This window comes from Microbacterium sp. C23T, assembly GCF_053345975.1.
Genome location: NZ_JBKFBD010000004.1, coordinates 20,226 through 46,759, shown reverse-complemented (window position 1 = coordinate 46,759; position 26,534 = coordinate 20,226). Strand labels below are relative to the sequence as shown.

The following is a 26,534-nucleotide window of genomic DNA, read 5'->3' as shown; positions in this document are numbered from 1 at the left end:
CAGCTCCTCGGTGTCGGGTTCAACGACACGACAGAGCAGGCGAGCGGCCAGCTGATACATCGGCGGCGCGGAGCCGGCGCCGCCTGGCGGGCGAGGTCAGCGGCGTCGCCAGTGCGGCGGCGGTCCTTCGCTCGGCCGGAGCGGCGTGTACGACTTCCACACCGAGATGAAGCGGTAGCCCGCGTACCAGACGGCGCCGGCGGCGATCGCGAGACCCACGAGGATGCCCACCGTCACCGCTCCCGGGATCGGCACCCCGGCCGCGGCGCACAGCCCACCGGCGAACATGCCGGCGACCGATGCCGTCACGAGGATGGTCAGGATCGCGGATGACGCGAGCACCTGCTCGAACGCGCCGCGGTGGCGCAGGAACGAGTACGTCACCCGCATGCCGAGCTCGTCGTCGTGCGTCGACGCGAGGAACGCCGCCGCCGCGGTGGGATCGACTTCGGCGTACGCGCCGCGGATGCGGTTCATCGCGACGACGAACATCATGTCCTCCTCCGAGACGCTGAGGACGCGCATGAGGGTGAGCAGGCCGACGACGGTGAGGAAGCCGAGGATGCCGAGCGCCGCCACCGTGAACCAAGACCCGAACCGCGTCGCCTGCCCGAGGAGGCCGATCGTGACGAGCCCTGCGGAGACGAGCGTGAGGTAGATCGTGATGCGCGTGAGCACCTCGCTCTGCGCGGTGCTGCGCGCCGCGAGCAGACCCCAGTGCTCGGTCGCGAGGATCTGCAGCCGGCGCGCGAGCACCGCGTCGCTGTCCGCACCGCCCCCGTCGGCCTCGGTCGCCATGGTTCATGGTCCCACCGAGGCCGAACGGACGGTAGGCGCTCGTGCCCGTCAGGCGGCGGCGCCCTCGGGGTTCTGCGCCCAGAGATCCGGGCCGAAGACCTCGTAGTGGATGCGCTCGCTCGGGATGCCGCGGGCGATCAGCGTCGCGCGGGAGATGCGCATGAACGGCAGCGGGCCGCACATGAACACCGTCGCACCGTCGGGCAGCTCGACGTCGGCGAGGTCCATGAACCCCTCCCGCGCCGGGTGGAGCGTGGGGGCGGTCGCAGCATCCGTCTCGTACCAGTTCTGCGCCTTCGCGTCGTCCATCGCGAGCACGTGGCGGCGCAGCGACGAGTACAGCGCGTGCGTGTCGTGCGCACGGTCGGCGTGGAAGAGGCGCACGGTGCGCTGGGGCTGGCGACGGGAGAGGTCTTCGAGGATCGCGGCGACCGGCGTGATGCCGATGCCGGCCGACACGAGCACCAGGGGCTGCTCGGACTCGTCGAGCACCACATCGCCCGCCGGCTGCGACACATCGAGCACCGTGCCGGGCTTCGCGTTCTCGAAGAGCCACGTCGACACCTGGCCGTCGGGGGTGTCGCCGACGCCGCGCACGCGCTTGATCGTCACGCGGAGCGAGTCGCCGCGGGGTCCCGACGAGATCGTGTACTGGCGCGGCTGGCGCGAGCCGTCCGGCAGGTCGACCGCGATCGCGACGTACTGCCCGGTGTGGTGCGACGGAACCTCGCCCGCGACAGGCGCGAGCAGGAGCGAGAAGACGTCGTCGGACTCCTCGAACCGCTCGACCACCCGGTACGGGCGCCACGGCTGCTCGGGGTCGGTGCCGCCCTCGGCGTAGAGCTTCGCCTCCTCGGCGATCAGCGACGTCGCGAACAGCCAGTAGACCTCGTCCCACGCGGACTTCACCTCGGGGGTCACGGCATCGCCGAGAACGGTCCCCACGGCCGCCAGGAGGTGGTGTCCGACGACGAGATACGAGCGCGCCTGGATGCCGAGCGAGACGTGCTTGTGGGCGATCCGGCGCATCACCGGGGTGAAGTCGGGGGCGTTCGGGTCGATGAGCTGCACCGCGAAGGCGACGACCGACGCGGCGAGCGCCTTCGGCTGCTCCCCCACCGCCTGGTTCGCGCGGTTGAAGATGCGGAGGAGCTCGGGGTGGGCGGCGAACATCGCCGGGTAGAAGACCTTCGTGATCTCCTCGGCGTGGGCGGCGACGACACCTGCGGTGGCGCGGACCACGGCTTCGGACTCCGGTGAGAGCTGCATGGGGTTCCTTTCTCGGACCGGACGCGATGCCCTCGACCTTCCTCCGTCATCGCGCCGGGTGCCGCGGGTTCCACCGGTTTTATCCGGTCGACCTCTCAGCGGGGGCGGAGACGGCCCGCCTACCCTGGAATCATGCCCCGCCGCGCGCACGACTTCCGCGGACTCACCCAGCCCCGCCGCCTGCAGCTGCTGCACGCCATTCAGCGCGTGCCCGGACGCCGCGCCGGCGAGCTCGCCTCGGAGTCCGGCATCCCGCTGAACACCGTCCGCGACCATCTGCGCGTCCTGGAGGACGAGGGCCTCATCCGCAGCGAGACGATCCAGGTGGGAGTCCGCGGGCGTCCTCCGGTGGTGTTCCACCCCGTGCGCGAGTCGGCCTCGAGCGACGCGGCGAGCGCGCGCGTCGAGGGCGCCGAGACGAGAGGACGGATGCTGCGTGCCGTGACCGGCAGCGAGGCTCCGCAGCTTCCCGCCGACGCGGCGCGGCAGCTCGACGTGCTGTACGAGCACCTCGACGACGCCGGGCTCGACCCGGCCGTCGACGAGAAGACGCTGTCGTTCGACCTCGCGCCGTGCCGGTATCACGACATGATCGACGAGGACCGCGCCCTGGTGTGCGGCGTCCACGCGCGCCTCGTGCAGGACGTGCTACTCCACACCGACGGCCCGCTCGAACTCGAGCGCCTGGAGCCCTTCGTGACCGCGCACCACTGCCGGCTGCTGCTCACCACCCGGGCGGAATAGGGCGCAACGACCCCCGCGCGGCGAGAAGGCCAGGAGTCTAGGCTGGCGCTGTCGGAGGAGGTTCCCATGACCGTCGACATCGAGGTCGTCCCGCTCGTCAAGCCGGACGACGTGAACGTCATCGTGGGCCAGTCGCACTTCATCAAGACCGTCGAGGACCTGCACGAAGCGCTTGCCGGGGTGGGCGGAACGCTGCGGTTCGGAGTCGCGTTCTGCGAGGCATCCGGTGCGCGGCTTGTGCGCCGCACGGGCAACGACGACGACCTCATCGCGCTCGCCGTCGATGCCGCGCTGGCGATCGGCGCGGGGCACGCGTTCGTGGTCATGCTGCGCGAAGGCTTCCCGGTGAACGTGCTCAACCAGGTGAAGGCCGTCCCCGAGGTCTGCTCCATCTACTGCGCGACCGCGAACCCGGTGCAGATGCTCGTCGCCGTGACCGACACCGGCCGCGGCGTCGCGGGCGTCATCGACGGCCAGCCGCCCGTCGGCGTCGAGACCGAGCAGGACGTCGCCGACCGCCGCGACCTGCTGCGCGCCATCGGCTACAAGCTCTGACGGGGCGGCGCCGGTGGATCTGCGATCGGCCGGATGCCGCTAGCGTCGAAGGGCGCGGTGATGCGCCGGCCGGGGAGGATCGCAGATGGATCATTTCGACACGATCGTGGTGGGCGCCGGAGTGGCGGGTCTCACCGCCGCACGCCTCCTGGGCAGGGCCGGGCGTCGTGTCGTCGTGCTCGAGGCCCGCGACCGCGTGGGCGGCCGCGTCTCGACCGACCGCCATTTCCCGGGCACGGTCACCGACATGGGCGCCTCGTGGATCCACGGCATCACCGATTCCCCCGTCGCCGCGGCGGCGCAGGCGTTCGGCATGCGCACCGTCGAGTTCACCGTCGGCGGCTACCAGCCCGACAGCCGCCCCATCGCGTACTACGGCCCCGACGGGAAGCGATTGACGGATGCCGCGACCCGCGCGTACATCGACGACATCCACGCCGTCGACGCCACGCTGCGCGAGGTGGTCGCCACCTCCGCTCCCGACGCGTCGTACCGCGACGTGACCGACGCCGCGCTCGCCGCCCAGGGATGGGACACGGAGCGCACGCAGCGCGTGCGCGAGTATCTCGAGCACCGCTCCGAGGAGCAGTACGGCGCCCGGATCGAAGACCTCGCCGCCCACGGGCTCGACGACGACTCCATCGACGGCGACGAGGTCGTGTTCCCCGACGGGTACGACCGCCTGCCGCGGCGGCTGGCCGAGGGTCTCGACATCCGTCTCATCCATGTCGTGTCCGACGTGCAGTGGTCTTCCGAGGGAGTCCTCGTCACGACCGACCACGGGCTGTTCTCCGCCGACACCGCGATCGTCACGGTACCGGTCGGCGTGCTGCAGTCGGACGACTTCGCCATCGACCCGCCGCTGCCGGAGCCGGTCGCGGGCGCGCTGAGCAGGCTCACGATGAACGCGTTCGAGAAGGTGTTCCTGCGGTTCCCGGCGAAGTTCTGGGACGACGGCGTCTACGCGATCCGCCAGCAGGGCCCCGAGAGCCGGTGGTGGCACTCGTGGTACGACCTCACCGCGCTCGACGGCACGCCGACGCTGCTGACCTTCGCGGCCGGGCCGGCGGCGGTCGAGACGTGGGACTGGACCGAGGACGAGATCGTCGAGTCGATCCTCGTGCAGCTGCGGCGCCTGTACGGCGACCGTGTCGTGACGCCGACATACGTGCACGTCACGGACTGGCAGGACGACCCGTGGTCGCACGGGTCGTACGCCTACATGACGGTCGGGTCGACGACGGCCGACCACGACGACCTCGCGACGCCGATCGGCGGCGTGCTCCACCTCGCCGGCGAGGCGACCTGGACCGACGACCCGGCGACGGTGCCCGCGGCGATGCTCTCCGGCCACCGCGCGGCGTCGAGGGTGCTCCGACGCGACATCGCCATCGAGGAGGCCTGGGCCGGCTGACGAGTGCGGTCGATCTTGTGGCGGGGTGCGCGGAGTGCGATTCTGCACCTGAGCCCACGAGCGTGGGCCGACCTGGCCGATAGGACGACACCATGGCCGCGTCCAGCCCCGCACCGCACGCGAGCTTCGTGGTCGACCTCGCGGAGCTGTCGGCCGATGACCTCGCGACCGCCGGCGGCAAGGCGGCGAACCTCGGCGAACTGATCCGTGCCGGCTTCGACGTGCCACCGGGCTTCTGCGTCACGACCGAGGCGTACCGGCGTGCGGTCCGCGGCTCGGCGGTCGAGTCAGGGACGATCACGGATGCCGCGGCCGCGCGGACGGCCGTGCTCGAGGCGCCGTTCCCCTACGAGGTCGCCAGAGCGGTGCGGGAGGCGTACGACCGGCTGGAGCCGGGGGCCGGTGCCGTCGCCGTACGATCGTCGGCGACCGCGGAAGACCTCCCTGGCGCGAGCTTCGCCGGGCAGCAGGACACCTACCTCGACGTGGCCGGCGTCGACGACGTGCTGGATGCGGTCCACCGCTGCTGGGCCTCGCTGTGGACCGACCGCGCGGTCGCCTACCGCACCGCGCAGGGCATCGACGGCGCCGGAGTCGCCCTGGCGGTCGTCGTGCAGCGGATGGTCGACGCCGATTCCGCGGGCGTGCTGTTCACGGCCGACCCGGTGACCGGCCGCCGCCGTCAGGCGGTGCTCGACGCGGCACGCGGTCTCGGCGAGTCCGTCGTGTCAGGCTCGGTCGACCCCGACCACTTCATCATCGACACGGCGACCGGGCGCATCCTCGATCGGCGGCCCGGCGGCGAGGCCGACCAGCCGGCGAGCGTCACCGACGCGCAGGTGCGAGCGCTCGCCGCGCTCGGAGACCGCGTGGAGCGCGCGTTCGGCAGCCCGCAGGACATCGAGTGGGCGATCGACGGCGACGGGCATGCCTGGCTCACCCAGTCCCGGCCGGTCACGACGCTGTTCCCCGTGCCCGTGCGCGATACCCGGCTGCCCACCGGGGAGACCCGCGTCTACTTCTGCGTCAGCCTCGCGCAAGGATTGCACCGGCCGATCACGCCGATGGGCATCGCCGCGTTCCGGGTGGTCGGCTCAGGGTTCCTCGACCTCATCGGCCGCCGTCCCGCTCGGATCGCCGCAGGACCCGGAGCATTTGCGATCGGCGGCGACCGTATCTTCGTCGATGCGACGCCCGTTCTGCGATCTGCCGTGGGCCGCGAGATCATGCCGCGGGCGCTCGACGTGATGGAGGCGCGGTCCGCCGTGGTCCTCCGCGGACTGTTCGACGACCCGCGATTCTCGGTGCTTCCCCGGTCGCGGCGACGCTTCGCGCGCGGCTTCCTCCGTCTGGCGGTCCGCATCCGCCTCCCGCTCCTGATCGGGCAGGCGCTCATCAGTCCGGCGGCGGCGCAGCGGCGGGTTCAGCGGCTCGCCCGAGAAGTTCGTGCGTGGGACATCCCGGCGGGCAGCGACATCCCGACGCGGGTCGACGCGGTGGTCGATCTGCTCTTCCGGGCGATGCCGCTCGCGCCGCGAAGCCTGCCCGGCGCCCTCGTCGGATTCGGGATGCTCGGGCTCGCCGGGCGCCTGCTGCGCGGCTCGACCGAGCCGGGCGACCTGCAGACGGTGCTGCGCAGCGTGCCCGACAACGTCACGACGCAGATGGACCTCGAACTGTGGGACGTCGCCGTGCGCGCGCGGCGCGATGCCGAGTCCGCGGCAGCGCTGCGCACCCGCGACGCCGAGGACCTCGCCGATGCCTATCTGGCGGGCGCACTGCCCGCCGTCCTGCAGCGCGCGATGGCCAACTTCCTCGCCCGCTACGGCCACCGCGCCGTCGCCGAGATCGACCTCGGCATGCCGCGATGGGCGGAAGACCCCGCGCACCTCTTCGGCGTGCTGTCGGGATACCTTCGCCTCGACACGGATGCGGCGACCCCCGCGCAGCACTTCGCGGCCGGCGCTCGCGACGCCGAGGCGATGATCGACACCCTCGTCGGGCGCGCACGCGAGCGCGGCCGACTCCGTGCCGCCGCCGTCCGGTTCTGCCTTCGGCGGGCTCGAGCACTCATCGGCATGCGCGAGATGCCGAAGTTCCTCATGGTCATCGCGATGCGTCGTGCGCGGGCGGAGCTCGTCGGCATCGGCGCCGAGCTCGCCGCCGCGGGCCGGATCGCGGACCCGGCCGACGTGTTCTTCCTCGACTTCGACGAGACCAAGCGCGCCGCGGCGGGAGCCGACATGCGCGCGACGGTCCGTGAACGCCGAGACCGGTACGACACCGAGCTGCGCCGGCGGCACGTTCCGCGGATGCTGCTCTCCGACGGCACGGAACCGGAGGCCGTCGGGGTCGGCTCCGCTGCGGAGCAGCCCGGAGCACTGCGAGGCACGCCGGCGTCGGCCGGGACCGTCACCGCGCCCGCGCGCGTCATCCTCGACCCCGTGGGGGCGCGCCTCGAACCCGGCGAGATCCTCGTCGCCCCCTCGACCGACCCAGGCTGGACTCCGCTGTTCCTCACCGCGGGCGGACTCGTCATGGAGATGGGCGGCGCCAACAGCCACGGGGCCGTCGTCGCGCGGGAGTACGGCATCCCCGCGGTCGTCGGTGTGCCGCATGCGACAGAGACGATCACGACGGGGATAGAGGTGACCGTCGACGGGGCATCGGGTGTGGTGACCGTGCCGCTGTCCGAAGCCTGACAGCGCGCTCCATATTCTTGGATACCGTCCATGAATGCCGGGAGAACTGTTACGCCCGCACATTGACACGCACCTCGAGATCGGCTTAGTTAGGCAAGGCAACCCTAACTGAAGGAGCTCTCCCCCGTGCTCGACCTGCTCACGCGTTCCTCTGCCGACACCTATCGCTCCCTCATCGCACAGACCTCGGCGCAGGTCGCCGACCGGTTCGAGACGACGACGCAACCGTTCTCCGGCGCCTCGCGCGCCGAGTTGCAGCGGCTCGTCGACGACGTCCCCCTCGACGGCGACGGTGTGGGATCCTCGCAGGCCGTCCGCGAGATCGACGAGCTGTTCCTCGAACACGCGGTGTGGTTCCATCACCCCGCCTACGCGGCGCACCTCAACTGCCCGGTAGCCCTGCCCGCCGTCGCGGCCGAGACCGTGCTCGCGGCCGTCAACACCTCGGTCGACACCTACGACCAGTCCGCGGTCGGCACGCTCATCGAGCGGCGCCTGATCGCGTGGGCAGCGGAGCGCGTCGGCTTCACCCACGGCAGCGGGATCTTCACGTCGGGCGGCACGCAGTCGAACCTCCATGCCCTGCTGCTGGCCCGCGAGGCTGCACTGGCTTCCGCTCCCCTGCCGCGTCCGCGCGCCCTCGCACGACTCGTGGTCTTCGCGACGGCATCGAGCCACTTCAGCGTCGGCAAGTCCGCACTCCTGCTGGGGCTCGCCGACGACGCGGTCATCGAGGTGGCCGACGACGGAGAAGGACGGATGGATGCTGCGGCCCTGGCACTCGCGATCCGTGAGGCCGCAGCATCCGGTCGCGTTCCGATGGCGGTCGTCGCGACCGCCGGCACCACCGACCGCGGCGTGATCGACCCCGTCGCCGCCATCGCGGACGTCTGCGACGCGCACGGCGTGTGGCTGCACGTGGACGCGGCGTACGGCTGCGGGCTGCTCGTGTCGCCGCGCCGCCGGCACCTGCTCGCGGGCGTTGAGCGCGCGCGGTCGATCACCGTCGACTTCCACAAGAGCTTCTTCCAGCCGGTGTCGTCGAGCGCCATCCTCGTGCGCGAGCCGCGCGACCTCGCTGCGGGCGCCTGGCACGCGGACTACCTCAATCCGCTCGAGAACGACGAGCCGAATCAGGTCGACGTGTCGTTGCAGACCACGCGGCGCTTCGACGCACTGAAGCTCTGGGTCACGCTGCGCGCGCTCGGCGCCGACCGGATCGGCGAGATGTTCGACACGGTCATCGATCTCGCAGGGGCGGTAGGCGATGAGATCGCGGCGGATCCCGAGCTCGAGCTCGTCGGCCGGACGCAGCTCAGCACCGTGCTCTTCCGGGTGCGCCCCGACGGCGTCGACGACACCACGCGGGATGCGCTCGTGGCCGGCGTGCGCCGCGTGCTGTTCGAGTCGGGCAGGGCTCTGGTCGCGAAGACCGTGATCGACGGGCGCCCTTGCCTCAAGTTGACGCTGCTCAATCCCGAGACCACGCTCGACGACATCCGTCTGATTCTCGGAATGGTGAAGGATGCCGCGACCACCCTCGCCGGCATCGCGCCGGAGCTCGATGAGGCTCTTGCGGGCGCGGAGGCATCGGCATGAGCGCGCACGTGCACGACCTCGTCGGTGTCGGAATCGGACCGTTCAACCTCGGGCTGGCGTGCCTCGCCGAGCCGACGGGGCTCGACGCGGTGTTCCTCGACCGCGCCGACGGGTTCCGCTGGCACCACGGCATGATGATCGAGGGCGCCACGATCCAGGTGCCGTTCCTCGCCGACCTCGTGACGATGGCAGACCCGACGTCGCCGTTCTCGTTCGTGAACTGGCTGAAGCAGACGGGACGCCTCTACCCCTTCTACATCCGTGAGAGCTTCTACGCGCTGCGCACCGAGTACGACGCGTACTGCCGGTGGGCGGCCGCTCAGCTGCCGAACCTGCGCTGGAACCACGAGGTGATCGCCGTCGAGCACGACCCCGTCGATGACACCTACGTCGTGCGCGCCATGCGCACCGACACCGGTGAGGTGAGCGAGCTGCGCGCGCGGCACGTCGTGCTCGGTGTGGGAACCCAGCCCGTCATCCCGCCCGCCCTTCGCGGGCTCGACGGCCCGGTGATCCACAGTTCGGAGTACCTCGACCAGCGCGAGGCTCTGCGGGCGTCGGGTTCCATCACCGTGGTCGGAAGCGGCCAGTCCGCCGCCGAGATCTACCGCGACCTGCTGGATGGCGCGCGGGACGGCGGCTACCGGCTCGACTGGATCACACGGTCGCCGCGGTTCTTCCCGATGGAGTACACGAAACTCACGCTCGAGATGACGTCGCCGGAGTACACCGATCATTTCCACGCGTTGCCGATCGGAATCCGTCAGCACCTCGGACGCGAGCAGCGGAGCCTGTACAAGGGCATCTCGGCCGACCTCATCGACGACATCTACGACACCCTCTACCGACTGAGTGCGGACGGCCCGGTGCCGACCACGCTCCTGACCGACACCGAGGTGACGTCCGCCGAATGGGACGGTTCGCGGTACCGGCTGCGGCTGCGCCACGCGCAGGTCGACCGCGAGCACGTGCGCGAGAGCGCGTCGCTCGTGCTCGCCACCGGCTACGCCGCGCAGACGCCGCCCTTCCTGGCGCCGGTCGCCGACCGCCTCGACCACGACGTGCTCGGCCGCCTCGCGGTCGCGCGCGACTACAGCGTCGACGGCGGCCGCGGCCGCGTGTTCGTGCAGAACGGCGAGGAGCACACGCACGGCCTCACCGCCCCCGACCTCGGCTTCGGCGCGTGGCGCAACTCGTCGATCCTCGCCTCGATCACCGGCCGCGAGGTCTACCCGATCGAGCGGCGCATCGCCTTCCAGGACTTCGGTGTTCCGGCCGACGCGCCCGCCACGGTCGGGGCGGCCCGATGACACTCGCGACCTCGATCGTCCCCGCCGACCCGCAGCGCGACGCCCCCGTGCTGCAGCCCTGGCTCGCCGACCCCCACGCCGCGTTCTGGGGCATGGGCGATCTCGACGTCGACGCCGTGCGCGACTACCTGGCGAGCGTCGTCACGGACCCGCGCCAGGATGCCTGGCTCGGCCGGGTCGATGGGGTCCCGATCTTCTTCGCCGAGACGTACGACCCGGCGCAGGTGCTGCTGCGCGGCATCCATGATGCCCTTCCGGGCGATCTCGGCATGCACGTGCTCATCGCGCCACCCGGAGGCGACCCGCGCCACGGCCTCACCGACGCCGTCTTCGCCGCGGTCATGACCTGGTGCTTCGACGTGCTCGGCGCCCAGCGCGTTGTCGTCGAGCCGGACGCGCGCAACGACCGCATCCGCCGCAAGAACCTCCGCGCCGGCTTCACCGAGCTCCGCTACGTCTCGATCGACGAAGGCGACCACACCAAGACCGCGGTCCTCTCCGTCTGCACGCGCGACGACTTCGCCCGCTCCGAACTCGCCGCCGTCGCGGCGCCCGCACTCGCACGAACAGGGATCTCCGCATGACCGCCCCCGCCGCCCATCTCTCCCCCGCGCATCTGGCCGGTGCCCAGCGCCACCTCGTCGCCAAGGCGATCGCCGAGTTCAGCCACGAGCGCCTGCTGTCGCCCGAAGCCATCGTCGGCGGCTGGCGCGTCACCGTGCCGGACGCCGACGTGCAGTACCGGTTCGAGGCGGTCCGCACCGAGCTCGAGCACTGGGTGATCGACGAGGCGAGCGTGCGCCGGCTCGTCGCCGGCGAGCCCGCCGACCTCGACGCGCAGGTGTTCATCATCGAACTGCAGCCGGTGCTGGGTCTGTCGGACCAGCTGTTGCCGATCTACCTCGAAGAGATCGCGTCCACCCTGGCGAGCGCGGCGTTCAAGCTCGCCCAGGGCGGACCCTCGGCCGACGAACTGCTCGCTGCCGACTTCCAGACCATCGAGTCCGCCATGACCGAGGGGCACCCCGGGTTCGTGGCGAACAACGGACGCATCGGCTTCGACGTCTCGGCGCACGCGGCCTACTCCCCCGAAGCCGGCCATCCGTTCCGGATGGTGTGGCTCGCCGCGCGGAGGTCGACATCCCATCTGGCGCTCGGCGCGGGCCTGGACGAGGCATCCCTCCTCTCCGGTGAGCTCTCCCCTGCCGAGCACGCGCGCTTCGCGGAGCGACTGGCCGAGCTCGGCGAGGACCCCGCCGACTACCACCTGCTGCCGGTGCACCCGTGGCAGTGGGAGAACCGCATCGCGATCACGTTCGCGCCCGACATCGCCCGCCGCGATCTCGTGCTGATCGGCGAGAGCGACGACGAGTACCGCGCGCAGCAGTCCGTGCGCACGATGTTCAACGCGACGCACCCCGATCGCCATTACGTGAAGACGGCGCTCGCGGTGCAGAACATGGGGTTCCTGCGGGGGCTCTCGCCGGCGTACATGCGGGTGACGCCCGCCATCAACGACTGGGTCGCCGAGCTCGTCGCCGGTGACGCCACACTGCGGGAATCGGGCTTCCGCGTGCTGCGCGAGCGGGCGTCGATCGGGTACACCGGCGACGCCTACCATCGCACGCCGGCGCCGTCGGCGCACCGCAAGATGCTCGCGGCGCTCTGGCGCGAGAGCCCGGTGCCGCTCATCGCGCCGGGCGAGCGGCTCGCGACCATGGCGTCGCTGCTGCACCGCGACGCGAGCGGGCGCTCGTACGCCACCGCGCTGGTGCGGGCGTCGGGGGTCGAGGCGACGACGTGGGTGCGCGCGTACCTGCGGGCCTACCTGCGCCCGCTCGTGCACTGCCTGCTCGCGCACGATCTCGCGTTCATGCCGCACGGCGAGAACCTCATCCTCATTCTCGAAGACCACGTGCCGACGGGCGTGTTCATGAAGGACATCGGCGAGGAGGTCGCGCTGCTCGCCGACCGAGCCGTGCCGCAGGACGTGCGTCGCGTCATCTCGCCCGTCGACGACGACGAGAAGGCGCTCGCGATCTTCACCGACGTGTTCGACGGGGTGCTGCGCCACCTCGCCGGTATCCTCCACACCGACGGAACGCTGCCCGAGAGCGAGTTCTGGCGGATCGCCGCCGAGATCATCGACGAGCACGAGGCGCAGCATCCGTGGATCGACTCGCGCGTGGACCTGCGCGCCGACACGTTCGCGCACTCGTGCCTGAACCGCCTGCAACTGCGCAACACGCTGCAGATGGTCGACCTCGCGAACCAGTCGGCGTCGCTGATGTACGCAGGGACGTTGGCGAACCCTGTCGCGCGCTCGCGCGTCGGGTCGACCTCGTCGCGGGAGCCTGTGGGAGTCTGACGCGATGGCAGAGGTCTATCGCGACGCCCACGGCATCCCCCACCTCCGCGCGACGGACGTGGGGGACCTCGCCGAGGCGCAGGGAGAGGTGACGGCGCGCGACCGCGGCTGGCAGATCGAGGTCGATCGGCTGCGGGCGTCCGGGCGACTTTCGGAACTGATCGGCGAGGCGGGCGTGGCGTGGGACGCGTTCGCGCGGCGCGCGCGGCTCGACGACACCGCGCGCCGGGCGCTGGAGGGGACGGATGCTGAGACCCGCGCGTTCGTCACCCGCTATGCGGCGGGGGTACGGCGTGGCATGGCCGACGTGGGTGCGGGGGCGACCGAGTTCGGGGCGCTCGACACGCTGTTCGGCGAGCCGCGACCGCTGGAGCCCTGGGAGGATCACGACCCGCTCGGGGTCATGCACGTCGCGCACGCGCTGTTCTCGACGTTCCCTGTGATGCTGTGGCGCGCGCACGTCGCTGCGACGCTCGGCGACGCCTGGGTCGACGTGTTCGCGGGGTACGGCGACGGCGGCGACGAGACGCTGGCGACGTCGGGCAGCAACGCGTGGGCGCTGCACGGCTCGCGGACCGCGAGCGGGATGCCGCTGCTGGCGGGTGACCCGCACCGCATCTTCGAGCTGCCCGGCGTGTACCAGCAGGTGCGGCTGGCGTGCGACGAGTTCGACGTCGTCGGGCTCGCGTTCCCGGGCGTGCCCGGGACACCGCACTTCGGACACACCGGCGGCGCCGCGTGGGGCGTGACGAACGCGATGGCGCACAGCGTCGAGGTGTTCCGCGAACGGCTGCGGCGCGTGCCCGGCGGCTACGAGGCGCGGGGGTCGGACGGCTGGCGCGGCGTCGACCTCGAGCGCTCGGTGATCCGCGTGCGCGGCGGAGACCCGGTCCAGGTCGAGGCGCTCGAGACGGAGCGGGGCACGGTCGTGACCGAGCTCCGGGAGGACGGCGACGAGCTGGTCGGGTGGAGCGTGCGCATGCCTGCGCGCACGACCGCCGACCTCGGGGCCGGCGCGCTCCTCGGACTGCTGCGAGCACGGTCCGCGTCCGATGTCATCGCGGCCTTCGGGCGATGGGTGGACCCCGTCAACCGCGTGCTCGCCGCGGACCGCGACGGTGCGGTGCTGTCGGCGACGGTCGGGGTCACGCCGGACCGACCGCGCGCGGAACGGCGACTGCCGTTGCGTGCCGAGACGACGGAGACGGCGACGGATCGAGCGGGCGCGTGCCCACTCGCGGTGACCGACGCCGCGGCGGACGCGAACGAACGGCCGGGGCGCGCCGAGATCGACCTCGGGTGGGCGTACTCCTCGCCACACCGGGCCGGTCGCATCGGCGTGCTTCTCGAAGAGCTGCGACCCGGATCGGTGGACGAGTTCGCGCCCGTGTGGGGCGACACGGCGAGTGGCTCGGCGACCGCGCTGCTCCCGTTCGTACCGCGCGGGGCGTTGCCCCCGCCGGCTGCCGCGCTGCGGGACGCGCTCCTGGAGTGGGACGGACGGATGGACGCGGCATCCGTCTCCGCCGGCATGTTCGCGGGATGGCGGGCCGCCCTCGTCAGGCGCGTCGCCGCGCACCCGGCGCTGGCCGCACTGCACGCGCCGCACGGCTACGGTGCGGTGTTCGACCCGTGGCTGGGCGTCACGGGCCAGGTCGCCGCCACGCTGGCTCGGCTGCTCGCGCACCCGGCGTTGCGTGACGACGTGGACGCGTTGGCGGCCGCAGCGCTCGACGACGCCGCCGCCGCAGCCGAGTGGGGCGCGACGCATCGTCTTCTTCCGGTGCACGTGCTCGCCGACGTGCCGGGTGCGACCGATCCGGGCGTGCACCTCGACGTGCCGCTGTCAGGCGACGGCGACGCGGTGCGGTGCACCGGCTCGACTCCGGGTGTCACCGACCGATCGTGGCGCGGCTCGGTCGCACGCTGGGCGTGGGATCTTTCCGACCGGGAGAACAGCCTTTGGAGCGTGCCGTTCGGCGCCGCGGGCGACCCCGCTTCACCGCACTTCGCCGACCAGCTCGCGGGGTGGTCCGAGGTCCGACCCGCGCGGGTCGTGACCGACTGGGCCCGCCTCCGCATCGACGCCCCGACAGGAGCCGCATGACCATCGTCACCACAGACCGCCTCGTGACCGGATCCGCCGGATCCGTCGTGTACACCGCCGACGACGCGGTACTCGGCCGCGTCGAGATCGCCGCGCTCGACCCCGTCGCCGACCTTGCCGTGATCCACCGCTGGGTCACGGCCCCCACCGCTCGGTTCTGGGGTCTGGGCGAGCTGACGGCTCAGGAGCTCAGCGACCTCTACGCGTACGTCGACGGCCTCTCGACCCACCACGCGTTCCTGATCCGGCGCGACGGCCTGCCGATCGTGCTGCTGCAGACGTACGAGCCCGAGAACGACCCGCTCGGCGCGGTGTATGCCGCACAGCCCGGGGATGTCGGCATCCACTTCCTCCTCGGCGACCGCGGGGCGCCGGTGCGCGGCTTCACCACCCGCGTGGCGCACGTGATCTCCGGTTTCCTCTTCTCCCGGACGGCGGTGGACCGCATCGTGATCGAGCCCGACGTCGGCAACGACCGCGCCGTCGCGCGCGCCCGCCTGTTCGGGTTCGCGCTCGGCCCCCAGGTCGAGCTGCCCGGCAAGTCGGGGCAGCTCGCGTTCCTCACGCGAGAGGAGTGGGAGTCGGGCGGCGCGCGATCGTAGACGTCAGCCGCGCAGGCCGACCTTGGGCTTCGCCCACGAGCGTCCGCGGGTGTCCTTGAGGATGTCGTACTCGACATCGACGTGCGGCTCGATGGCGCTGTACTTGTCGTTCGGCGCACCGATCACGAGCTGGAAGCCGAGGCCGCGCCACGCGCCGATCGCGCGCTTGGTGAAGTGCGCGTCGGCCTTGATCAGCGCCTCGTCCATGAACACCGGGGCATAGCGCGGACGCACCGCACCGGCATCACCGAGCTGATAGCGCAGGGCCGCACCGACGATGAACGCGATGAGCTCCTGCGACTCGCCGCCGGACTTCTCGCCGATGTGGTCGTAGAGCGCGACGTGCTGCTTCGTCGCCGCGTCGACGCGCTCGGCGCTCACCCGCACGTGATTGCGCACGTCGATCAGATCGCCGAAGTCGGGGGCCGAGCGGCGCATGTGGCCGATCAGCTTCGACATGCGGCGGTACACCTGCTCGCGCTCGTCGTCGGACGACGCCGCCTCGATGAGGGCCCGCACGTCGCGCAGCTCGCGACGGAAGCGGCGGCGCGCCTCCGACTGGTTCTCGCGCGTCGTGATCTGCAGCCGGTGGTCGTCGTCGTAGAACGGCAGGTCCTGCATGATCTCGTTGATCGGCTCGATGCGATCGCGGATCTCGCGGATCGAGCGGCTCAGCGTCGAGTCCAGGTTCGTGAGGTCGTTGCCCGACAGCTTCAGCAGGCTGTCGCGCCATTCGGCCTCGAGTTCGTGCAGCCCGCTCGTCCTGAGCGCCTCCAGGATGCGCTCGAAGTCGTCGACGGACTCATCCGGGTCGGGCAGCAGATTCGGATTCGGCCAGCGCTCGAGGAAGCTCACCATGATCCGGCGCACGCTGTCGCGCTGCTGCTCGAGCGAGTCCGCGGCAGCGCGGCGGTCCTCGGTCAGCCGGTGCGCGGCGGTCGTGAGCGCGGCGACGAAACCGGCCAGCGCGTCCGAGGCGCTCGCGGGCCGCGACGTCTCGGTCAGACGGAAACGGTCGTCGAGGAACGCGACCTGCTCGGGGCGCAGCATCCGTCCCGCGTCTTCCGCGGCATCGATCACCGTCTGGTCCGCGTCGACGTCGTCGATGACGTCGCTCCACTGCGACTCGATCTGCTCGCGCTCGACCGTGGTGCGCGCGATCTCTTCGCGCAGCCGCGCCGCCTTGCCCTTCGCGGCGGCGATCTGCCCCTGCACGCGGGCGATCTCGGGATTGGATGCCGTCACGTCGTCCTGCACGGCGAGCCAACGGTCCCGCTCGGCCGTGACGGCGGCGACGTCGACCTGTTCCCAGGTGAGATCGCGGACCTTGGCGTACACCGCGAAGCGAGCGTCGACGGCGTCGAGCGCGGCATCCGCCCGCTTGCGGTCGTCGGCGGCGTGCTCGAGCCGCGCGCGGGCGGCGTCGCGCTGCCGCGCGAGGTCGGCGAGCCGCCGGTCGTTCGAGAATCCGAGCACGTTCTCGCGGCCGTGGCCCCCGTGCGCACCACGGCTGCCCTGCGACATCTGACCGGTGATCGTGAGCGCCATGCGGTGCTGCGACAGGCCGGCGGCGGAGTCGACGCACACGAAGCCGAAGCGGTCGGCGAGGCGCTCCTGCAGCCAACCCGTGAACGGCGTGCTCTGGTAGTCCAGGCGACCGGGCAACGTGGTGGTGTCGCGCAGATCCGCCTCGTCGAGGCCGGCGTGGACCCCCTCGTAGCGCAGGCGCACCGGCGTGCGCACCGAGTCGATCGCCGTGCGGAATCGCCCGAGAAGATCCACGTCGATGAGGAGGGTCGTCGCGAAACCGCCCAGGGCGAGGTTGAAGGCCTCGCGCCACGGCTCGAACTCCGTGCGCACCTCGACGAGCTCGCCGACGAACGGCAGGTCCTCGACCTCGATGCCGGCCGCCCGCGCCACGAGCTCGCGCGATTCGTGCAGCGCCCGCGGGATGTTGCCCTGCAGCCCGGTCGCCCGTCGCACCTCGGCCTCGAGCTCTGCGATCTCGCGGGCAGCGGACTTCTCCGCCGAGATCGCCTCTGCATACTCGGCCCGCACGCCGCCCTTCGCATCGCGGTCGGCGAGGCTCTCGCGGGCGCGGGCCATCAGCGCGGCGAACTCGGCCTGCGTGGCGGCGTCCTCGCCGATCGCACGCAGGTCTGCGTCGAACCCCACGCGCCGGCTCTGCGTCGCAGTCAGCCGCCGCTCGACCTCTCGGAGCTCCCGCTGCGCGGTCTCGAGGCGATCGCCGCCCGAGAGCCGCAGCACCTCGACGAGCCCGTCGCGCTCCGCCTCGGCGGCGTCGGCCAGCGCACGCTTCTCGCGAAGCGTGGTGTCGGCCGCGTTCTTGCGGTCGCGCAGCTCGGTCTCGACTTCGCGCAGCATGCCCAGTCGCCGATCGGCGCGCCAGAGCGTCGCCAGCGATGCCGGGTCGGAGAACTCGCCGACTTCGTCGATGAGCCGCACGCGCTCGAGCGCGACCGCGATCTTCTCGCGCAGCTCGCGGATGGGCTCGAGCGCGCTCACCTGCTGGCGCGCCGTCAGCATGCGCGTGCGCGTGCTCTCGAGGCCGTCGAAGTGCGCGACGACGGCGTCGGCAGTGGTCATCGTCTCGGGCTCTTCGAGCACGAGGCGCTTGTACAGGTCGTCCACCGTCGTGATCTGCTGGCCGGCCTGGATGCGGGCGAGCAGGCTCATCGCCTTGCCCCCCGCGCCCGCGGCGCCGATCCCGAGCACCGCGTGCAGCCGCGCCGAGAACTCGCGATCGGTGCCAACGGGGTCGAGTCCGGCGTTGCGGATCGAGAGGTCGGAGAGGCGCAGTGCCGCGGCCTCCTGCAGCGAGCTGACGTCGAACGCCCGGTCCGTCGTCGCGCGGACGCGCACGGTGTCTTCGAGCACGCGAGCGCCGGCCGGGATGTACCACGCGCGCAGCGCGGTGAAGCGCGAGCCGTCATGGTCGATCCACGTCATCGCGACGGCGGTCCACGTGTCTTCGCCGTCGCCGCGGAGCACGCGCATCTTCGTTCCCTCCTCGGTGCGCGACTCGTCGAGCTTGCCGCGTCCGTAGGAGAGGATGTTGCGCTGCTCGTCGCCGCGCGGGCGCCCCGTCACTCCCCCGTTCGACGCGCCGTTGAACGGCGTCGTGTGGGGCATCATGAGCGCGATGTACGCGTCCATCAGCGTCGACTTGCCTGAGCCCGACCCGCCGCACAGCAGGGTCGCCTCGGGCGAGAACCGCACGCGGTGCGCGCCGTCGTAGCCACCCCAGTTGACGAGCTGCAGGTCCTCGGCGAGCCACTGCTGCCCGCGCGATGCCGCCGGGATCAGCCCGAACAGCGTGTCGAGCATCGTCACAGCGCGTTCTCCTCGAGGTCGTCTTCGTCGTCTTCGTCGGCGTCGTCGAACACATCGACGGCGGCGACGGATGCTGCGCCCTCCGCGCGCGCCGGATCAGACTGCGTGCGCAGCCAGTCGCGCAGCTCGCGCAGCTTCTCGGCGCTCAGCACGATCTCGACGAGCGGGCTGATGCGGAACCGGCCGGTGGTCTCCTCGTCGACGATCCCGTCGCGCGCGAGCCGATCCATCGCTTTGCGGATCGAGCGCTGCCGGCGGGCGGTGTCGCCGTCGGCGTCCACGAAGTAGCTCATGACCGTCTGCTCGACGTCTTCGATGTCGACGCGGGCCGCCGGCTCGCCCGCCGCCGACTCACGCTGGTAGACGGTGCGCAGATGCACGAGCACGAGCGTCTCGGAGCGCGTGTACGGGGCGTCTCGGAGCAGGATCGGCATCTCGAGCTCGTCGGAGCGCACCTGCTGCTTGTAGGCGACGCCGCGGTCGTGGTCGACCACGAGGCGCACGAAGAGATCGTTGAGGCGCGACTCGATGAGCTGCTGGTTGTCGAGCAGCACCGTCCACTCGTCGCGGTTGCGGTCCGCCAGCAGGAACCGCCGCTGCAGGACGTGCACGAACACGCGCCGCACTGCCGGGTCGAGCACGCCGCGGTCGCCGGGGAAGAGCTCGTCGAGGTCGTCCTCCATCGCCGCGGGTGCGATGAACGCGTCGCTCGCGGCGGCCTCCTCGACGGCGATGTCGGTGGCATCGAGTGCGCCGGCCTCGAGATCGGCCTGTGTGGCGGTCTCAGTCATCGTCGTGCTCCTTCGCGGTGCGGGCGGTCACGGATCCGAACGCGAACCGGCGCGTCGTCCCGTCGGGGCGCAGGGCTTCGACGACGGACACCTCGCCGTGTTCGCTCATGCCGTTGCGGTGGGCGATTTCGAGAAGGCCCACGAGGTCCACTGGTCGTCGGGCCTCGTCATCGGCCCCCTGGAACGCGTCGCCCAGGTCGAACTCGTCGCCGAGGCCGGCGACATAGGCCTCGAGCTCGGCGTACCGGGGTCCTCCCCACGCGCGGGTGTCAGCATCCGCGAATTCCGCATCCTCGTCCGCTGCGGTGAGCGGAGCGGGCGCACCGGGAGGACGGATGTCGCTCACCGACTGTCGCAGATGGCCGATGTCGGCCATGGGGAGGCTGCGCAGCGGCTCGACCGGCGCATCGGAGGACGAGCTGCGGGTCCACGTCTGCAGACCCGACATGACGTCGCGGAGCAGATCGTCGACCTGACGGTCGCGGATCGGGTCGTGGGTGCGAACCTGACCGGTGATGACGCGGGAGGCGCGGCGCTGCGCGGTGAGCACCTCCTCGACGCCGAGCTCGACCCGACGGCCGATGGCATCCAGCTCCTTGCGCTGCTCGCCGTCCATGAGACGCGTGAACGGCTGCGCGAGCAGCGTGTGCAGCTGCTCGGTGAGGCTGTCGATGCGTTCCGGATCGCCGATCAGCCGCAAAGCGCCCGCGAAGGCGCGGCCCTCGGCGGTGGACTGCATGACGTGCTGCCCGCGCTGAAGATACTCGCGCAGCACCTCGCCGGTCGGCCGGACGTCACGACGCAGGTCGGCGACGACGTCGCGCTGCATGGCCTTGATGGATTCGGCCACCCGGGTGAAGTCCGCCGGGAGCTCGCGCGCGAGGTGCAGGACGTTCTCGGCCTCTTCGAGGAGCTGCTCGTCGTCGATCGGCTCGGACTGGCCGAGCTCGAGGCGGGCGATCTCGGCGTCGAGCGCATCGCGCTCCTGGATGAGGCGGGCCATCCGGACGGCGGGATCGGTCTCGGCGTGATCGGAGAGCCGCTCGACCGCCTCCAGCAGCGTGCGGACACGCGAGTTCGACACGCGCGTCCGGCCGCCGGCCGTGCGCCCCGTGATCTCGAGCGCGCCCACCGCGTGCGCGGTCAGGCGGTACACCTCGGCGTCGCCGTCGATCTGCGGCACGAGCCATCCGACCCGCACCCAATAGCGGCAGATCTCGCGGGCCGTGCCGACCGGGAGCGTGCGATCGCCCTCGTCGTAGCCCGCGGCGCGGAGCTCGTCGAGGATCTCGGCGACCTCGGCGTGGGCATCGGAGATCTCGACGGACGGGCGATCGACCGTGAACACGATGGAGAGGGCCGCGACCACGAAGGGCGCGTAGCGACCGTGGAGAAGGTCGAGGGTGGGGGTTCGGAACGCCGCGAGTGAGCGCAGATATGCCGCTTCGGCACGAGTGTTCCCCATCGGATCCAGACTACCTGGGGCTGACACGGGACCACGATTCGGGCACCAGCCGATCCTATTATTGGACTCGATTCACTATCCCCAGGAGTTCCCTTGCGCCGCACCCTGCTCAAGTCCAAGATCCACCGCGCCACCGTCACCGACAGCGACCTGAACTACGTCGGCTCGATCACGATCGACGCCGATCTGCTGGACCTCGCCGACATCGTCGAGCACGAGCAGGTGCACGTCGTCGACGTGAACAACGGCGCGCGATTCGAGACCTATACGATCGCCGGCGAGCGCGGCACCGGAGTGATGCAGATCAACGGCGCCGCCGCCCGCCTCGTCCACACCGGCGACGTCGTCATCGTGATGTCGTACGCGCAGTACGAGCGCGAGGAGGTGCTCGACCACCAGCCCGTCGTGATCAACATCGACGAGTCGACGCCCGGCGTGCGGGTGAACAGCGTCGCGCGCGTGCTGACCACCGCGGGCTGACGCCTCGGCCGCGCTCCGTCGAGTCGGAGTCGGATCTGTACAAGCGAACCACGCCGGTCATAGGGTGCCGTCAAGCCCTGTGTCCGTGACCCTCGCCCCATGGCGGTCCAGCGCACCGGATCCCGACGAAGGGGTGCAGAGCATGGTCAGATCCGAGTCGCGGCGAGGCGAGACCTCACGCTCACGGCTCCCGCGGCGTGGGATCGCAGCATCCATCTCCATCGCTCTTGCGCTGCTCGGCGTCGTCGCCGCGCCGTCGATGGCCCGCGCGGACGGACCGACGACGTTCAGCAACACGGCGTCGATCGCGATTCCCGCGGCGGGATCGGCGGAGCAGACCGGTCCCGCGAACCCTTACCCGTCGAACATCACGGTGTCGGGGCTGGCGGGGCTCGTCACGAAGGTTCAGGTGGTCTTCCACGGGCTCACGCACGGGGCGCTCAACGACGTGGACGCGCTGGTCGTCGCGCCCACCGGGCAGAACCTCGTCGTGATGTCGGACGTCGGCGCGCCGAACACGCTGACGACGTCGACCAACGCGACCCTCACCTTCGACGACTCCGCCGCCGACGTCGTGCCGAGCGGCAGCGTGCCGACCGGGTCCTATCGTCCGAGCAACAACGGCAGCGGGGATGCGTTTCCTGCACCCGCGCCACCGTCGTCCACCGAGGCGACTCTCGCGGGAGCGTTCACCGGCATCGCGCCCAACGGCGCCTGGCAGCTGTTCATCATCGACGACGCCACCGGAGACACCGGCTCGATGGCCGGCGGGTGGAGCCTGGTCATCACGACCGAGCAGGCCGCGGTGGCGACGACGACCACAGTGTCGACGTCGGGCACACCGTCGAAGACCGGCGACCCGGTGACCTTCACCGCGACGGTCACCGCCGGCGGCAACCCGGTGACGACGGGGAGCGTCGCCTTCACCGCGGACAACGCCGCCCTCGGCGCACCCGTCGCGCTCAACGCCTCGGGACAGGCGACAGTCACCACCAGCGCCCTCGCCGAGGGCACGCATGCGATCCTCGCGACGTACGCGGGCAGCACCGGATTCCTGGGGAGCAACGGCTCGGTCTCGCAGCGGGTCGACAACACGACCGTCGTCACCGGGAACACCTTCTGCAACCCGGGGGCGTTGACGGTTCCTCAGCAAGGAGCATCCGCTCCCTATCCGTCGAACATCACCGTGTCGGGGCTCGCCGGTCCCGTCACGAAGGTCACCGCGACCCTCAACGGGATCTCGCACACCGCGCCGATCGACCTCGACGTCATGCTGTCCGGCCCGACTCCGTCGACCAACCTCCTGCTGATGAGCGACGCAGGGGGCATCACGCCCGTGAGCGGCGCGAACGTCGTCTTCGACGACGCCGCCGCCGGTTCGGTGCCTGCACCGCTCGTCTCCGGCACGTTCCGACCGACCGACCTCGACACCGAGGGGACGGATGCTGCGTTCCCCGCGCCCGCTCCGGTCATCAGCGGGGCGACCACCCTGGCGACGTTCAACGGCGGCAACGGGAACGGCGTCTGGAGCCTGTGGGTGGTGGACGACGCGGGCGGCGACGCCGGATCGATCAACGGCGGGTGGTGCCTCACGGTCGCGACCGTGAGCGCCACCGCGACGACGCTCACGTCGAGCGTGAACCCGTCCGTCTTCGGCGACTCCGTGACGTTCACCGCGACCGTCACGTCCGGCGGCTCGCCCGTCACCGGCGGGACCGTCTCGTTCACCGACGGAGCCACACCGCTCGCTTCGAACGTTCCCGTCGACCCGAATGGGATGGCGACGTTCACCACGAGCGCGCTCGGTGTGGGCACGCATCCCCTCACCGCGACCTACTCCGGAACGCCGGCGTACGCCACGAGCAGCGGGAGCGTCGATCAGGTGGTCGGTCTCGCTTCGACGACGACGGCCATCACGTCCAGCCTGAACCCCTCGCTCGCCGGCCAAGCCGTGACGTTCACCGCGACGGTGACCTCCGGGGGATCACCCGTCACCGCCGGAACGATCTCGTTCGCCGACGCCGGCAGTCCCCTCGGCGGCCCCGTCACGGTCGACATGAACGGAAGCGCGACGCTGACCACCAGCGTGCTGACCGCCGGCACGCACCCCATCTCCGCGACGTACTCCGGAACCGCGGCCCTCGCCACCAGCAGCGGGAGCGTTGATCAGGAGGTGCTGACGCCCGCGGTCTCGGTCGCGGGCGGACCGTACGCGGTGGCAGAGGGAGACAGTCTGGCCCTGAACGGCACCGGGTCCAGCCCCGGAGCCGTCTACGAGTGGGACCTCGACGCGGACGGCGACTACAGCGACGCGAGCGGCCTGACGCCCACGCTGACCTGGGATCAGCTCGAGGCGCTGGGCATCGACGACGGCCCGTCGAACCACACCGTCGCCCTTCGCGTGACGCTCGGTTCGCAGCAGAGCACCGCCACCACCAGCCTCGCCGTCGTCAACACGGCGCCGGACACCGTCGTGACCGGCGCCCTGACCGCGACAGCCGGGTCACCGTTCACGATCAAAATCGGGGCGGACGACCCGTCGCCCGCCGACATGGCCGCGGACTTCACGTACACGGTCGACTGGGGCGACGGCTCGCCGATCCTGACGGTCGTCGGCCCGGCGGATCCGCCGGTCACGCACACTTACGCGTCGGCCGGCACGTACACGGCGTCCCTGACGTCGACCGACAAGGACGGCGGTGCCGGCGAGGCGCTGACGATCGTCGTGGTCGTCGCAGCGGCGCCGGTCACAACGCCGCCGTCGACGCCCCCGGCGACGACTCCGCCCGCCACCGGAGGCCTGCCGCCGACCGGTGCGGATCCGTCCGCGGCGCTCGTGGCCGCAGGGCTCCTGCTCCTCGTGGGCGCAGCGATGGCCGCATTCGCGAGGCGGCGACGCTCGATCCGCTCGTAGGAGACGACGAAAGAGGGTCGGCCTTTCGGCCGACCCTCTTTCGATTGGTCGGGATGACAGGATTTGAACCTGCGACCCCTTGACCCCCAGTCAAGTGCGCTACCAAGCTGCGCCACATCCCGTTAGCCCCCGCTTGCGCGTGGACAACTCCCCCATCCTACCCGCTCTGCGGGGGCCTCGCGAACCGAGGGACGCCCGGGCGTGGCATCCGTCGATCGCTTGCCCATGTCGGTGGGGCGCAATAGCGTCACGACATGGCGAACATCACCATCGAACCGGCCACCGCAGATCGCTTCGACGACGCGCAGCACGCGCTCAGCGGCGGGGGTGACGGGCACGGCTGCCAGTGCCAGTGGTGGATGATCACGAACGCCGAATGGCAGAAGACCTCGCAGGAGCAGCGCGAGGGGTTGCTGCGCGACGAGATCGACGCCGGCCCCCCTCCCGCCCTCATCGCGTACGTCGACGGTGAAGCGGCCGGCTGGGTGCGGATCGGACCACGCACGAAGCAGGTACGGATCGGTCGCACGCGTAACTTCTCGGATGCCTCGCAGGAGCCCTGGGACGACGACTCGGTGTGGTCGGTGAGCTGCTTCGTCGTGCGCAAGGAGCATCGTCAGCATGGACTCAACGCGAAGCTGCTCGACGCCGCGATCGACTACGCGCGGACGAGCGGCGCCCGCGTGATCGAGGCGTACCCGCTCGACCTCGACGCGGGCAAGAAGATCCCCGTGAACGACCTGTTCCACGGCGTGCTGTCGACGTTCGAAGAGGCCGGGTTCCGCGAAGTGGCGCGACCGAAGCCGCACCTCGCGATCGTCTCGCTCGACCTCGCGGAGTGACCCGAGACCTCAGTGCACCGGCGTCGGCTCCCGGCGCACGCGATCGACCTCGAGCACGACGACGACGCCCACCAGGAGCGCCGCAGCGACGACGTACTCCCCCGACGGCAGCAGGCCGGCCAGCGCGATCAGCACCGCGCCGCTGAGCACGGCCGCCGACGCCCATCGCGACAGCGACGCGCGCAGGAGGACGACCCACGACCCCGCCACCACGATGGCGATCGGCAGGGTCAGCGCGAGGCCGGCGATCGCGTGCGGAATCTCGGTGTGGCCGGTGATCTCGTCGATCTCGACCTCGACACCGGCAGACACGGCGCCGACGGCCGCGAAGATCACGTAGTGCAGGTAGCCGAAGCGGAAGGCCGACTTCCTGCCTTCGAGCCGATGCTGCTGCTCGCGTGAGAAGTAGACCCACCAGATGCCGGCGGTGACGACGATGCCCGAGATCGCGAGCGTCACGAGCTCCGGAACGTGCTCCCCCTCGCCGAGTGCGTCGATGATCGCATTCGCCGAGGCGAGCAGGCTCTCGCCGAGCAGCAGGAGGGTGAACAGCCCGTACCGCTCGGCGATGTGGTGCGGGTGCCACGCGGTGCGCCCGGACGCCTCGCCCCACACCGGCACCAGCAGCTCGAGTGCGACGAGGACGAAGAACGTCCAGAACTGGGCGAGGTCGTCCAGCAGGTAGATGCGGGCGACCCACAGCACCTGCACCACCGTCACTCCGAGAGCCATACGCAGCGCGGTGCGGCGAGATTCGGGATCGGATGCTGCGGCCCGCAGCCACTGCGCCACCATCGCCAACCGCATGATGACGTAGCCCCACGTCACCACGAGGAAGTCGAACTCCACCATCGCGTCGTGCACGCCCGCCGCCAGCACGAGCACGCCGCCCATCTGGACGATCGTGAGCACGCGGTAGAGCCAGTCGTCGGTGTCGAACGCAGAAGCGAACCACGTGAAGTTCATCCACGCCCACCAGATGGCGAAGAACACCATCAGGTAGGCGAGCACGCCCTGGCCGACGTGGTCCTCGCTGATGAGGTGGTGCAGGTTCTGCGACGCCTGCGACACCGCGACGACGAAGACGAGGTCGAACAGCAGCTCCAGCGGCGTCGACACACGGTGTGCCGCACCGGTATCGCGTGCGGACATCCGGACGAGGCCCATCCGAGCCAGCACATCGGTCATGCGACGATTATGGTTGCCCTGCGTATCGAGGA

The 26,534-nt window shown here is 71.2% G+C and carries 19 protein-coding genes and 1 tRNA gene; 13 read left to right on the top strand and 7 right to left on the bottom strand.

All coding sequences use genetic code 11. The annotated features are described in order from the left end of the window. Positions 1-96: 96 nt before the first annotated feature. Positions 97-798, bottom strand: coding sequence for a hypothetical protein (locus ACLBXX_RS03190; RefSeq protein ID WP_447656800.1), 702 nt, complete (start codon positions 796-798; stop codon positions 97-99). Positions 799-846: 48 nt separating this feature from the next. Further along, entirely contained in the window at positions 847-2,067 is a 1,221-nt protein-coding gene (locus tag ACLBXX_RS03185; RefSeq protein ID WP_447656799.1) for a globin domain-containing protein, read from the bottom strand. Between the two features lie 132 nt (positions 2,068-2,199). Between ACLBXX_RS03185 and ACLBXX_RS03180 the strand changes: the two genes are divergently transcribed. The 10 genes from ACLBXX_RS03180 (at position 2,200) to ACLBXX_RS03135 (ending at position 15,468) form a co-directional block, all read left to right on the top strand. Next, positions 2,200-2,811, top strand: a complete 612-nt coding sequence (locus ACLBXX_RS03180) for a helix-turn-helix domain-containing protein (protein ID WP_447656798.1) — start codon at positions 2,200-2,202, stop codon at positions 2,809-2,811. 66 nt (positions 2,812-2,877) lie between these two features. Continuing rightward, entirely contained in the window at positions 2,878-3,366 is a 489-nt protein-coding gene (locus ACLBXX_RS03175) for an adenosine-specific kinase (RefSeq protein WP_447656797.1), read from the top strand. An 85-nt stretch (positions 3,367-3,451) separates the two neighbouring features. After that, a complete protein-coding gene (locus ACLBXX_RS03170) occupies positions 3,452-4,780 on the top strand; it encodes a flavin monoamine oxidase family protein (RefSeq protein ID WP_447656796.1) in 1,329 nt (442 codons plus the stop codon). A 92-nt stretch (positions 4,781-4,872) separates the two neighbouring features. Further along, complete coding sequence (locus tag ACLBXX_RS03165) at positions 4,873-7,482, top strand: PEP/pyruvate-binding domain-containing protein (protein WP_447656795.1); 2,610 nt, start codon at positions 4,873-4,875, stop codon at positions 7,480-7,482. Positions 7,483-7,608: 126 nt separating this feature from the next. Further along, positions 7,609-9,081 carry a pyridoxal phosphate-dependent decarboxylase family protein gene (locus tag ACLBXX_RS03160; RefSeq protein WP_447656794.1) on the top strand — a complete coding sequence of 491 codons (1,473 nt, stop codon included), beginning with the start codon at positions 7,609-7,611 and terminating at the stop codon, positions 9,079-9,081. Then, positions 9,078-10,391, top strand: coding sequence for a lysine N(6)-hydroxylase/L-ornithine N(5)-oxygenase family protein (locus ACLBXX_RS03155; protein WP_447656793.1), 1,314 nt, complete (start codon positions 9,078-9,080; stop codon positions 10,389-10,391). The genes ACLBXX_RS03160 and ACLBXX_RS03155 overlap by 4 nt, the downstream gene beginning before the upstream one ends. Next, positions 10,388-10,975 (top strand): GNAT family N-acetyltransferase, encoded by a 588-nt coding sequence (locus ACLBXX_RS03150; protein ID WP_447656792.1) that lies wholly within the window; start codon positions 10,388-10,390, stop codon positions 10,973-10,975. Before ACLBXX_RS03155 ends, ACLBXX_RS03150 begins: the two co-directional genes overlap by 4 nt. Continuing rightward, positions 10,972-12,759, top strand: a complete 1,788-nt coding sequence (locus tag ACLBXX_RS03145; protein WP_447656791.1) for an IucA/IucC family protein — start codon at positions 10,972-10,974, stop codon at positions 12,757-12,759. The genes ACLBXX_RS03150 and ACLBXX_RS03145 overlap by 4 nt, the downstream gene beginning before the upstream one ends. A gap of 4 nt (positions 12,760-12,763) precedes the next feature. Beyond that, the gene (locus ACLBXX_RS03140) at positions 12,764-14,866 is read left to right on the top strand and encodes a penicillin acylase family protein (RefSeq protein ID WP_447656790.1); all 2,103 of its coding nucleotides are present in this window, start codon (positions 12,764-12,766) and stop codon (positions 14,864-14,866) included. Next, the gene (locus tag ACLBXX_RS03135) at positions 14,863-15,468 is read left to right on the top strand and encodes a GNAT family N-acetyltransferase (RefSeq protein WP_447656789.1); all 606 of its coding nucleotides are present in this window, start codon (positions 14,863-14,865) and stop codon (positions 15,466-15,468) included. Before ACLBXX_RS03140 ends, ACLBXX_RS03135 begins: the two co-directional genes overlap by 4 nt. 3 nt (positions 15,469-15,471) lie before the next feature. Here the strand turns inward: ACLBXX_RS03135 and ACLBXX_RS03130 are convergent, their stop codons facing one another. The 3 genes from ACLBXX_RS03130 to ACLBXX_RS03120 are packed head-to-tail and all read right to left on the bottom strand — an operon-like array spanning position 15,472 to position 21,078. Next, on the bottom strand, positions 15,472-18,822 hold the full coding sequence (locus ACLBXX_RS03130) for an ATP-binding protein (protein ID WP_447656788.1): 3,351 nt from the start codon (positions 18,820-18,822) through the stop codon (positions 15,472-15,474). Then, complete coding sequence (locus ACLBXX_RS03125) at positions 18,819-19,613, bottom strand: DUF4194 domain-containing protein (RefSeq protein ID WP_447656787.1); 795 nt, start codon at positions 19,611-19,613, stop codon at positions 18,819-18,821. The genes ACLBXX_RS03130 and ACLBXX_RS03125 overlap by 4 nt, the downstream gene beginning before the upstream one ends. Continuing rightward, positions 19,606-21,078, bottom strand: a complete 1,473-nt coding sequence (locus ACLBXX_RS03120) for a DUF3375 domain-containing protein (protein ID WP_447656786.1) — start codon at positions 21,076-21,078, stop codon at positions 19,606-19,608. The genes ACLBXX_RS03125 and ACLBXX_RS03120 overlap by 8 nt, the downstream gene beginning before the upstream one ends. 93 nt (positions 21,079-21,171) lie before the next feature. Between ACLBXX_RS03120 and panD the strand changes: the two genes are divergently transcribed. Both panD and ACLBXX_RS03110 read left to right on the top strand, forming a co-directional pair. After that, positions 21,172-21,558, top strand: coding sequence for an aspartate 1-decarboxylase (gene panD, locus ACLBXX_RS03115; RefSeq protein ID WP_447656785.1), 387 nt, complete (start codon positions 21,172-21,174; stop codon positions 21,556-21,558). 142 nt (positions 21,559-21,700) lie between these two features. Then, positions 21,701-24,472, top strand: coding sequence for an Ig-like domain repeat protein (locus ACLBXX_RS03110; RefSeq protein WP_447656784.1), 2,772 nt, complete (start codon positions 21,701-21,703; stop codon positions 24,470-24,472). 45 nt (positions 24,473-24,517) lie between these two features. Here ACLBXX_RS03110 and ACLBXX_RS03105 read toward each other — a convergent pair. Further along, positions 24,518-24,594, bottom strand: a tRNA-Pro gene (locus ACLBXX_RS03105). Between the two features lie 132 nt (positions 24,595-24,726). Here ACLBXX_RS03105 and ACLBXX_RS03100 point away from each other — a divergent pair. Then, positions 24,727-25,314 carry a GNAT family N-acetyltransferase gene (locus ACLBXX_RS03100; protein WP_447656783.1) on the top strand — a complete coding sequence of 196 codons (588 nt, stop codon included), beginning with the start codon at positions 24,727-24,729 and terminating at the stop codon, positions 25,312-25,314. 9 nt (positions 25,315-25,323) lie between these two features. On the opposite strand, the gene ACLBXX_RS03095 is transcribed toward ACLBXX_RS03100, so the two are convergent. Then, complete coding sequence (locus ACLBXX_RS03095; RefSeq protein WP_447656782.1) at positions 25,324-26,502, bottom strand: low temperature requirement protein A; 1,179 nt, start codon at positions 26,500-26,502, stop codon at positions 25,324-25,326. Between the last annotated feature and the right edge of the window lie 32 nt (positions 26,503-26,534).